Raw genomic sequence first — 10,220 nt, 5'->3', positions numbered from 1 at the left:
CACAGTGACGGGTATTTCACACCGTCGAACGTTGGTTGCGCAGGGCCACCGGACCTGCGCGCTCCTCAATGGCCTGCTTCAGATCGTTTCTGAGTCCCAGCAAAAAACCCGCCTCGACCACCACAAACAACGGCCCGACGATCAACCCGGTCAGGTCATCGACGAACGCCGGTTTGCGCCCTTCGTAGTAATGACCGACGAACTGAATCACCCAGCCCACCACGAACATGCCCAGGCCGCTGCCTAGCCACACCGTTGTGCTTTGCGCGGCGAGTACCTGGCCCAGCCAGATGGCTAGGCCCAGCAGCACCGTCATCAACACACCCAGGCGCAACTCCAGGCGCAGATAGAACCAGGCACTCGCCATCGCCACCAGCAGCGCCGGGGAAACCAGGACCGCGCCAACCGGCCATCCGGGCCGGGACAACAGCACCGCGACGGCGATGAAGATCAGCGGAATCCCGATGAAATGACTGACGATGTTACGCGGGTCGCGGTGGTAGGCCGCGTATTGACTGAGGTGATCGACGAGGCTTTTCATTGTTGTTCCTCCTGAGGTGATGCCTGCATGATGAACAGGTTTCACCAGGCGCTCTGTCAGCTAGCCGACACTTGTCCCGGAGTTTGCATGAATACCCATCCCTGGCACTCGCATTTGATGGTCGGTCACTGGTACAGCCATCTGCCTGCTGAGTTACAGCATAGCCTGCTGGACATGTCGCGAGTGCGTCGCCTGCCGCCCGGCCAGCGGCTGTTCCAGCGCGGCGATGCACCGTGCGGGCTGTACGCGGTGCTCGAAGGCGCGGTGCGTATCGGCGCGGTCAGCGAGCAGGGCAAGGAAGCGCTGCTGAGCGTGGTGGAGGCGCCGCATTGGTTCGGTGAAATCTGCCTGTTCGATGGACAACCGCGGACCCATGATGCGGTGGGCGTCGGCCAATGCACATTGCTGCATTTGCCACAGGCTGCGCTGTTGGCTTTTCTTGAAGCACAACCCGTTTATTGGCGTCATCTTGCCTTGTTGATGAGCCACAAACTGCGCCTGACCTTCATCAACCTTGAACACCTGAGCCTGATGCCCGCCCCGGCCCGCGTGGCCCACCGCTTGCTGATGATCGCCGAAGGCTACGGCGAAATCGAACCGGCGCGCCGGGTCTTGCCACTGCCCCAGGAGCAACTGGCGATGATGCTTTCCCTGTCGCGCCAGACCACCAACCAGATCCTCAAGGATTTGCAGGGGCAGGGCATTGTTCACCTCAGTTATGGTGAGATCGAAATCCTCGACATCGAACGGTTGCGAGCCCTGACCACAATCTGAAACCGACCTGGACCCTGTGGGAGCGAGCTTGCTCGCGAAGACGTCAGGTCAGTCGACATCGATAGTGACTGATACACCGCCATCGCGAGCAAGCTCGCTCCCACAGGGGCTTGGTGTTGTCGCAGCTATTGCGGTCACACCGCTTCCCATGTGGGAGCGAGCTTGCTCGCGATAGGGCCCGCCCCGGCGCTGAAAACATTCAGCGCAACCCATCCCGAAACTGTCCCGGCGTCATGCCTGTCCAACGCTTGAACGCGCGGCTGAAGCTGCTGGTGTCGGCAAAGCCGAGCAGGTAACTGACCTCACTCAGCGAGCACTGCGGATCGCGCAGATGCAGCAGCGCCAGATTCTCCCGGCATTCGTTGAGCAGCGCATCGAAGCGGCAGCCTTCGTCGGCCAGGTGTCGCTGCAGGCTGCGCAGGCTCAGATGCATGGTTTGGGCGATGCGTTCGGCGCTGGGTTCGCCTTCGGGCAGCTGGGCTTCGATGGCGGCGCGGACCTTGCGTTCCCAGGTCAGCGGCTGAAGCTGGGCGAGGGTGCGCTTGAGCACGGTTTCGTTGTGTTCGGCCAGCTCCGGGTTCGCGTCGTCCAGGTGGCTGTCGAAATCCAGGAGGTTGAATTCCAGGCAATCCTGGCCGGCGTCGAAATGCACCGGTGCCCGAAAAACCTTGTGCCATGGGCTCGGGTCCAGCGGTTCCGGGCGGCGCAGATAGACTGCCAGCGGTGCGTAGTCGCGACCCAGCCGGTTGCGGCAGGTGCGCACGTAGATCGCGGCAAACGCGTCGATGGCCTCGAAGGCGGGAGCGGGGCGTCCCGCCGGTACATCGAGGCTGAAGCGATAACGGTCTTCGCCGCGGCTCAGCTGCAAGGTCAGCGCATCGCTGACCACCGGGTGATACCGCACGATCCGCTCGAACACTTCACGCAAGCTGCCGCTGGCCACCAGGGCGTAGCCCAGTGCATGGAACGTGGTGGGGCTGACGAAGCGCGACACCCGCAAGCCGATCGCCGGATCGCCGCTGGCCTGCACCGCCAACGTCCACAGGCGCGTGGTGGCCGAGAGCGGGTAGCGGGCGTTCGGGTCGTCCATCAACACCGGGTCCAGGCCCGCCTTCACGCACAGGGCTTGGCTGTCCAGGCCCAGTGCATCGAGCTGTTTGCGCAGGGCGCGGGTCCAGCTGGCGAGGGAAGTGGGTTCGGTCATGACAATTGGCGCTTGCGGTCAACAGGTTGGCGTTTACGGCTACCACCCGATGGGACAACGCCCGGCAGGATGAGCACATCGTTAACAGAGGATGTAAGCCATGCACGGCACTTGCGCAAGCCCCGAGCGATTGAATGCACAACAGCGAGCCGCCCACATTCGCCAGGTTGTCCTGGGCCGAGGTGAGGAATTGCGTCGGCGCTACCCGATCCTGCAGCACCAGGACGCGCTGGGCGCAGGCATCCTGGCGTTCGCCCTGGCCGGGATGATCGGCTCGGCGCTGCTCTACATCAACGGTCACCTGGCCGGTTGGGCTTGCCTGCTGCTCAACGCGTTTTTCGCCTCGCTGACCCACGAGTTGGAACATGACCTGATCCACAGCATGTACTTCCGCAAGCAACGCGTGCCCCATAACGTGATGATGGGTCTGGTGTGGCTGGCGCGGCCCAGCACCATCAACCCATGGATCCGCCGTCATCTGCACCTCAACCACCACAAAGTATCCGGCAGCGAAGCGGACCTGGAAGAGCGGGCGATTACCAACGGTGAGCCGTGGGGATTGGCGCGTTTGCTGATGGTGGGTGACAACGTGATGTCGGCGTTCATCCGCCTCCTGCGAGCCAAGACCTGGGCGCACAAGCGCAGCATCCTCAAGCGTACGCTTAAGGTGTACTTCCCACTGGCACTGCTGCATTGGGGCGCCTGGTACGTGTTCCTTGGTTTTCATGGGGCCAACGCTGTGGCCGGGCTACTGGGCGCTTCCATCGACTGGTCGGCCAATACCCTGGCGACGATGCACATCATCGACATCGCCGCCGTGGTGATCATCGGCCCGAATGTGCTGCGCACCTTTTGCCTGCATTTCATCAGTTCGAACATGCATTACTACGGCGACATCGAGCCGGGCGATGTCATCCAGCAAACCCAAGTGTTGAACCCCTGGTGGCTGTGGCCGTTGCAGGCGTTCTGCTTCAACTTCGGCAGCAGCCATGGCATTCATCATTTCGTGGTGAAGGAGCCGTTCTACATCCGGCAGATGACGGTGCCGGTGGCTCATGAAGTGATGCGGGAGATGGGCGTGCGGTTCAACGATTTCGGCACGTTCGGGCGGGCGAATCGGTTTGCGGGTGAGGAAGGCGTTGTGAGGGAAGAGGCGAAGGCCGTTCAGGCCTGATCGCTCCTTTCATGAGCGAAGGTAAACCCGTGGCGAGGGAGCTTGCTCCCGCTGGGCTGCGTAGCAGCCCCAAAATCAGGGCCGCTATGCGACCCAGCGGGAGCAAGCTCCCTCGCCACGGGGAATGAATCAAGTCTGAAAGCAAGTCAGAACTGATAACTCACCGTAGCCGCCACATTGCGCTCTTCGCCCATGTAGCAGAAGTTCAGGCTGGCGCACGAGGCGACGTAGGTTTCGTTGGTCAGGTTGTTCGCGTTCAGGCGCACGTCCACGCCCTTCAAGCCGACCTTGCCCAGGTCGTACCCCACCGACGCATCGAACAACGTGTAGGACGGCACCTTCATGGTGTTCTCCGCATCGACCCAACTGTAGCCGACATAACGCACGCCGCCGCCCAGTCGCAAGCCATCGAGCGTGCCGCTGTCGAACTTGTAGTCCGCCCACACCGAGGCCATGTGGCGCGGGGCCTGGGTCGGTGAGTTGCCTTTGTTTTCGATGATGTTGGTCGGGGTGCTCAGCGTGCTGACCATCGACTTCGAATATTCGATGTCGGTGAAGGTGTAGCTGCCCAGCACTTTGAACTGCTCGGTCAACTGTACGTGCGCTTCCAGTTCCAGCCCTTGGGAACGAACGGCGCCGACGGCGCGATAGAAATTTTCCTGGGGCAGCTTGGTCGCGAGGTTTTCCTGATCGATGCGGAACAGCGAGGCGGTGTACAAATCATCGGTGCCTGGCGGTTGGTACTTCAAGCCCAGTTCCCACTGCTTGCCGTCGGTGGGCGCCAGTGGATTGCCAGCGCTGTCGGCGTAGGAGTTGGGGTTGAACGACTCCGAGTAGCTGATGTACGGGGCCAGGCCGTTGTCGAACAGATACAGCGCTCCGACGCGGCCGGTGAGCTTGGTGCGCTTGTCATTGATCTCGGTGCCTTCAGGGCGACCAGCTTCGGCGATGCGGTTTTCATCCGAGGTTTCGACCCAGTCCTGGCGCAGGCCCAGGGAGAAGCGCCACTTGTCCATTTCGATCAGGTCTTGCAGATAGACACCGGTTTGCTCCAGGCGTCGCACGTAGCTGGTCGCGCTGACGTTGGTGATCGCCGAGTTTCCGTAGACCGGGTCGAAGGCGTTGATCGGGGCGAGGCTGCCGCTGGTCCAGTCGACCACGGTCTTGCGCCGCTGGTAGTCCGCGCCCATCAGCACGGTGTGCTTGGTCGCGCCGGTGAAAAATTCGGCCTGCAGCATGTTGTCGACGATGAACGAATGCAGCTTTTCATCGGCGCCGGTGTAGTAACGGTTCAACTCGTTGCTGGTGGGGCTGGTCCAGCCGAAGGCATAGACCTGATTGTTGGTGACGTCGGAGTCCAGGTAGCGGAAGTTTTGCCGGGCGGTGAAGACATCGTTGAAACGGTGTTCGAATTGATAACCGAACGACTGCTGATCACGTTCGTAAACGTCGACGCCGGGCTCGCCTTCGAAGAAATTTTCCGAGATCCGCCGACCGTTGCGCGGGTGCAGTGCGCCGTCGGCCGGTACGCCGCCATGGTAGCCGCCGTCGGGTTCGTGCTGCAGGTAGGCTTGCAGGGTCAGCGAGGTGTCCTCGGTGAAGTCGATGCTGACGGTGGGCGCCAGGGTAAAGCGCTTTTCTTTGTTGTGATCGAACTGGGTATCGGAGGTGTCCGCCAGGCCGATCAGGCGATAGGCGATGCGTTTTTCATCGTCCACCGGCCCGCTGAAGTCGAAGCCCACGCCGCGCTGGCCCTGGGTGCCGACAGTGGCCTGGACCTGATGGTAGGCCTCATAAAGCGGCTTTTTGCTGGTGAGCGCCACCAGGCCGCCCGGAGAACTGCGGCCATACAGCACCGACGACGGGCCCTTGAGGATGTCGACGCGCTCGAGAAAGTACGGGTCGACCTGCATGGAACTGTAGGTGCCGCTGTCGCCCATGGACTTGAGGCCGTCGAGGTAGATGTTATCCACCGAGCCGTCGTTGAAGCCGCGCATGGCCACGTAATCGTAGCGATGGGTCGCACCGTAGGGGTTGGTCAGCACGCCGGGGGTGTAGCGCATCGCCTGGGATACGGTCTGCGCGCCCTGGTCGTCCATTTGCTCGCGCGTCACCACCGATACGCTTTGTGAAGTCTCTCGCAGGGCGGTACTGGTCTTGGTCGCGACTTGGCTGTGGGTGGCGTTGTAGCCCGCCATGCTGCCCAAGGCGTTACCCAGGGCGAAGCCCTTGACGTCAGTGGTCGGCAGCGCCAGTGCACTGTCCCCGGCCTGGGCCTGCAATACGTAGCCGCTGCCTTCCTGGCCGACCGCAATCAGCCCCGAACCGCTGAGCAACTGGTCCAAGGCCTGGTCCGCCGAGTAGTCACCTTTGAGCCCAGGCGACTGGCGGCCAGCGGTTTGCTCGGGGGTGCTCGCCAGGGTAATCCCGGCCTGGCGCGCGAACTGATTCAGCACCTCGTTCAACGGGCCTGCCGCGATGTTGTAGCTCTGACGGCTGGCCGTGACGCCGTCCTGCGCGGCGACAGCGAGCATCGGCACGGCGCTGACGCCCAGCGCGGTGCTCAGCAGTGCGGCGTGGACGGCTTGGCGCAAAGGGCTGGTTTGCGAGGAACAGCCGAAGGAGGTCTTGAGGGTTACGCGCTCAGTCATTTTGGGTTTCCGTTGGAGTCGCTGAAGGCAGATAAGCGTTGCTTACTGTCCTAGCCGGACGCCCTCGCAAAACCCGCCAAAAAAAATCAGGCCGCACGTTCCACCGTGACCCACCAGCGGGTTCGATAATGCAGCTGCACGGGCAGCGTGCGGGGGAGCACGGCGAGCATTTTGTCGATGTCATCCAGGCGGAAGACTCCGGACAAGCGCAGGTCCGCGGCCGAGGCGGCGCATCTCAGACAGCCCCGGCGGTAGCGGCCGACCTCGTTGAGGAAGTCTTCCAGGCGCATGTTGCGCGTCACGATCAAGCCGTCCGCCCAGGCGCCGGCGTCCATGTCCAGGGGCGGCGCCAGGGTCGCTGTCGATGAACTGACGAGGTAGCTTTGCCCTGCCTCCACGTGGATCGGCGCGCCCTCGCTGTTGCGATGTGAGCGAATGGCGACCCGGCCGCTGGTGACGCTCAGGCGCGTGCAGCCGCTGTCCTGGCGCACGACGAAGCGCCCTTCCAGTCCTTCGAACAGACCCTCGCGGCTTTTCACCAGCAGCGGGCGTCCTGGGTCTCGGCCACAGGTGACCATGATTTCGCCGCGGGTCAACGTGATCAGACGCTGGCTGGCGGTATAGTCGAGGTCGGCGGCGCTGCGGGTGTTGAGTTCAAGTCGTGTACCGTCCGGCAATTGGAAACCGCGTCGTTCGCCCGTGGCAGTGGCGAAGTCGGCACGCCACGGCTGCCAGCCTAGGTCCTTGCCCAGCCATGCGGCGGCGCCCACCACGGCGACGCCGGACAACAATTTCAGGGCCTGGCGTCGACCGAGGCGCTGGGCGCTGGCCTCCAGGGTGTCGAGGGCAATATGAGCACTGGGCACGGCGCGCAGGTTGGAGGTGAGTTCGCTGTGCAGCGATTGCACCCGTTGCCAAGCCAATTCGTGATCGTGATGGGCGATGCGCCAGGCGTCGCACTGTTGGCTAAGGATCGGATTGGCGGCATGGTTGCGCAGGCGCAGCAGCCAATGGATCGCTTGCTTGACCACCAGTTGCGAAGGACCTCGACCGCGCGATGGCGGGTCGATCGGCTCAATCTTCATAGCGCAGCACGTAGCAGTGATACAGCGCATCGGCGACGTACCGCTCCACCGACCGAAGCGAGATGCCCATTTGCTCGGCGATCTGCTTGTGGGTCATGCCGTCACACTGTGCAAGCAGGAACGCCCTGCGTACTTTCGGCTTGAGGCCGTCGAGCATGCGGGAAATGCCCTCCAGCAGTTCGAGGATCAGGGCTTGGGCTTCGGCACTTGGGATCTGGGCCTGCGGCAGATGCGCGATGGTTTCGAGGTAGGCGCGTTCGATTTCTTCCCGGCGCCAGTGATCGATCACCAAGCCCTGCGCGATGGTGCGCAGGAAGGCGCGCGGTGCCGTGAGTTCCAGGCGTTCGGTGCGTTGCAGCAGGCGCACGAAGGTGTCCTGGGCCAGGTCAGCCGCATCGGCGGCGTTGCCCAGTCGGTGGCGCAGCCATGTGTGGAGCCAGCCGTGATGGCTGCAATAAAGCGCCTGTACTGCTAACTGGGGGGAGGACATGAGCGCAATAGCCTGATATCACAAATGATAATAGGTCGCATTGTCATAAGCGTTCATCAAATTTGCAACCACCGTTCGACGCAGGCTGTGTGATGTTGGCAATCATCTCGTCGGACAATTGAACAAGGGCCTAATCTTTTCCACGGGTTGGCCGACAGAAGGGTATGCGTGCACCAAAATGGAGCGGATCCAATCTCCAGCTCTTGCGGCTACATGGAACTGCCAACCGGAATGCACCCCCATCCCCTGCATAAGAAGTCCCTCCATGAATCTTAAGTTCAGCCACAAAATCCTCTTGGCCGCCTCAGGTGTGGTGGTGTTGGCTTTTGCCCTGTTCACGCTCTACAACGATTACCTGCAACGCAATACCATCGGTCGCAGCCTGGAATCCTCCATCGAGCAATCCGGTGACCTGACGGCCAGCAGCATCCAGAACTGGATGAGCGGGCGGGTGCTGGTGTTGGAAAACCTGGCTCAGAACATTGCGCACCAAGGGGCGGGCGCCGATTTGCCAGGGCTCGTGGACCAGCCGGCGTTGACCTCGAACTTCCAGTTCACCTACGTGGGCCAGAACACCGGCGTGTTCACTCAGCGACCTGACGCGAAGATGCCCGACGGTTACGACCCGCGTCAGCGCCCTTGGTACAAACAGGCCGTGGCCGCCGATAAAACCATGCTGACCCCACCCTACGCGGCGGCAGTGGGCGGCCTGGTGGTGACCATTGCCCTGCCGGTCAAGCACAACGGTGAATTGTTGGGCGTGGTGGGCGGTGACCTGAGCCTGGAAACCCTCGTGAAAATCATCAACTCCGTGGACTTTGGCGGGATCGGTCATGCGTTTTTGGTCAGCGGCGACGGCCAGGTCATCGTCAGCCCAGACAAAGACCAGGTAATGAAAAACCTCAAGGACATCTACCCCGGCACCCCTGTGCGCATCGGCAAGGGCATCCAGGAAGTCGAGCTGAACGGGGAGGACCGCATCCTTTCGTTCACCCCGGTGGCAGGTTTGCCGGGCGCCGAGTGGTACATCGGCCTGTCGATCGACAAGGCCAAGGCCTACGCACCGCTGAGCCATTTCCGTACGTCTGCGTTGATTGCGATGTTCATTGCAGTGGCTGCGATTGCGTTGCTGCTGAGTCTGCTGATCCAGGTGTTGATGCGCCCGCTCACCACCATGGGCCGCGCCATGCAGGACATCGCCCAGGGTGAAGGCGACCTGACCCGGCGCCTCGTGGTGCAGGGCAAGGATGAATTCGCGGTATTGGGAGGGTCGTTCAACCAGTTCGTGGAACGTATCCACGCGTCGATCGCCGAAGTGTCTTCCGCCACGCGTCAGGTGCATGACCTGTCGCAACGGGTGATGACGTCTTCCAACGCCTCCCTGGTTGGATCGGATGAGCAGAGCGCGCGCACCAATAGCGTGGCCGCCGCGATCAATCAGTTGGGCGCCGCGACCCAGGAAATCGCCCGTAACGCCGCCGATGCCTCGCAACACGCCAGTGGCGCCAGCGAGCAAGCGGACGATGGTCGTCAGGTGGTGGAAAAAACCATCCAGGCGATGACCGAGCTGTCACAGAAAATCAGCCTGTCGTGCACCCAGATCGAAACCCTGAACGCCAGCACCGACAACATCGGGCACATCCTGGACGTGATCAAGGGCATCTCCCAGCAAACGAACTTGCTAGCCTTGAACGCCGCCATCGAAGCGGCCCGTGCCGGTGAAGCCGGACGTGGTTTTGCGGTGGTGGCCGATGAAGTGCGCAACCTGGCGCATCGCACCCAGGAGTCGGCTGAAGAGATTCACAAGATGATCACCTCGCTGCAAGTCGGCTCCCGTGAAGCGGTGACCACGATGAATGCGAGCCAGGCTTCCAGCGAGGAGAGCGTGGAAGTGGCGAACCAGGCCGGCTTGCGCTTGGTCAGCGTGACCCAGCGCATCGGCGAAATCGACGGCATGAACCAATCCGTGGCCGCCGCGACCGAGCAACAGACAGCCGTGGTGGAGACCCTCAACATGGACGTCACGCACATCAATACGTTGAACCAGCAAAGCGTCGCCAACCTCAACGAAACCCTGAAGGATTGCGATGCCTTGTCGCAGCAGGCCAATCGATTGAAGCAACTGGTGGACAGCTTCAAGATCTGACGGACCCGATCCCCCGTGGCGAGGGAGCTTGCTCCCGCTGGCCTGCGCAGCAGGCCCCTGCAAGCCTGCAGGCGGACCGCGTTGGCTGGCTTTACGCCTGCTGCGCAGCCGAGCGGGAGCAAGCTCCCTCGCCACGGGTGTGGGTTGTCTGGGCT

General features: G+C 62.2%; 8 protein-coding genes. 3 read left to right on the top strand and 5 right to left on the bottom strand.

Features of this window, described 5'->3' with window-relative positions:
* Positions 1 to 16: 16 nt before the first annotated feature.
* Positions 17 to 541: a DUF962 domain-containing protein gene (locus J3P81_RS24030; protein ID WP_434561320.1), complete on the bottom strand. Its 525-nt coding sequence runs from the start codon at positions 539 to 541 to the stop codon at positions 17 to 19.
* Positions 542 to 628: 87 nt separating this feature from the next.
* Here J3P81_RS24030 and J3P81_RS24025 point away from each other — a divergent pair, with 87 nt between their 5' ends.
* A complete protein-coding gene (locus tag J3P81_RS24025; RefSeq protein WP_434561318.1) occupies positions 629 to 1,315 on the top strand; it encodes a Crp/Fnr family transcriptional regulator in 687 nt (228 codons plus the stop codon).
* A 199-nt stretch (positions 1,316 to 1,514) separates the two neighbouring features.
* Here J3P81_RS24025 and J3P81_RS24020 read toward each other — a convergent pair whose 3' ends face one another.
* The gene (locus J3P81_RS24020) at positions 1,515 to 2,519 is read right to left on the bottom strand and encodes an AraC family transcriptional regulator (RefSeq protein WP_434561316.1); all 1,005 of its coding nucleotides are present in this window, start codon (positions 2,517 to 2,519) and stop codon (positions 1,515 to 1,517) included.
* Positions 2,520 to 2,619: 100 nt separating this feature from the next.
* Here J3P81_RS24020 and J3P81_RS24015 point away from each other — a divergent pair, with 100 nt between their 5' ends.
* On the top strand, positions 2,620 to 3,693 hold the full coding sequence (locus J3P81_RS24015) for a fatty acid desaturase (RefSeq protein ID WP_434561314.1): 1,074 nt from the start codon (positions 2,620 to 2,622) through the stop codon (positions 3,691 to 3,693).
* Positions 3,694 to 3,839: 146 nt separating this feature from the next.
* On the opposite strand, the gene J3P81_RS24010 is transcribed toward J3P81_RS24015, so the two are convergent.
* The 3 genes from J3P81_RS24010 to J3P81_RS24000 all read right to left on the bottom strand — a co-directional run bounded on the left by J3P81_RS24010 (position 3,840) and on the right by J3P81_RS24000 (position 7,919).
* Complete coding sequence (locus J3P81_RS24010; RefSeq protein ID WP_420767767.1) at positions 3,840 to 6,344, bottom strand: TonB-dependent siderophore receptor; 2,505 nt, start codon at positions 6,342 to 6,344, stop codon at positions 3,840 to 3,842.
* Between the two features lie 86 nt (positions 6,345 to 6,430).
* Positions 6,431 to 7,429, bottom strand: coding sequence for a FecR domain-containing protein (locus J3P81_RS24005; protein WP_434561312.1), 999 nt, complete (start codon positions 7,427 to 7,429; stop codon positions 6,431 to 6,433).
* Positions 7,419 to 7,919: a sigma-70 family RNA polymerase sigma factor gene (locus J3P81_RS24000; protein WP_420767769.1), complete on the bottom strand. Its 501-nt coding sequence runs from the start codon at positions 7,917 to 7,919 to the stop codon at positions 7,419 to 7,421. The genes J3P81_RS24005 and J3P81_RS24000 overlap by 11 nt, the downstream gene beginning before the upstream one ends.
* 265 nt (positions 7,920 to 8,184) lie before the next feature.
* Here J3P81_RS24000 and J3P81_RS23995 point away from each other — a divergent pair, with 265 nt between their 5' ends.
* Positions 8,185 to 10,065, top strand: coding sequence for a methyl-accepting chemotaxis protein (locus tag J3P81_RS23995; protein WP_420767770.1), 1,881 nt, complete (start codon positions 8,185 to 8,187; stop codon positions 10,063 to 10,065).
* Positions 10,066 to 10,220 lie beyond the last annotated feature (155 nt).

This window comes from Pseudomonas sp. R1-6 (genome assembly GCF_051132115.1).
Classification (GTDB): domain Bacteria; phylum Pseudomonadota; class Gammaproteobacteria; order Pseudomonadales; family Pseudomonadaceae; genus Aquipseudomonas.
The sequence above is the reverse complement of the archived record's forward strand: the minus strand, read 5'-3'. Positions and strand labels throughout refer to the sequence as shown.

Coding starts and splice junctions, on each gene's coding strand:
- J3P81_RS24030 (WP_434561320.1), bottom strand. CDS start 541: ATGAAAAGCCTCGTCGATCACCTCAGTCAATACGCGGCCTACCACCGC.
- J3P81_RS24025 (WP_434561318.1), top strand. CDS start 629: ATGAATACCCATCCCTGGCACTCGCATTTGATGGTCGGTCACTGGTAC.
- J3P81_RS24020 (WP_434561316.1), bottom strand. CDS start 2,519: ATGACCGAACCCACTTCCCTCGCCAGCTGGACCCGCGCCCTGCGCAAA.
- J3P81_RS24015 (WP_434561314.1), top strand. CDS start 2,620: ATGCACGGCACTTGCGCAAGCCCCGAGCGATTGAATGCACAACAGCGA.
- J3P81_RS24010 (WP_420767767.1), bottom strand. CDS start 6,344: ATGACTGAGCGCGTAACCCTCAAGACCTCCTTCGGCTGTTCCTCGCAA.
- J3P81_RS24005 (WP_434561312.1), bottom strand. CDS start 7,429: ATGAAGATTGAGCCGATCGACCCGCCATCGCGCGGTCGAGGTCCTTCG.
- J3P81_RS24000 (WP_420767769.1), bottom strand. CDS start 7,919: ATGTCCTCCCCCCAGTTAGCAGTACAGGCGCTTTATTGCAGCCATCAC.
- J3P81_RS23995 (WP_420767770.1), top strand. CDS start 8,185: ATGAATCTTAAGTTCAGCCACAAAATCCTCTTGGCCGCCTCAGGTGTG.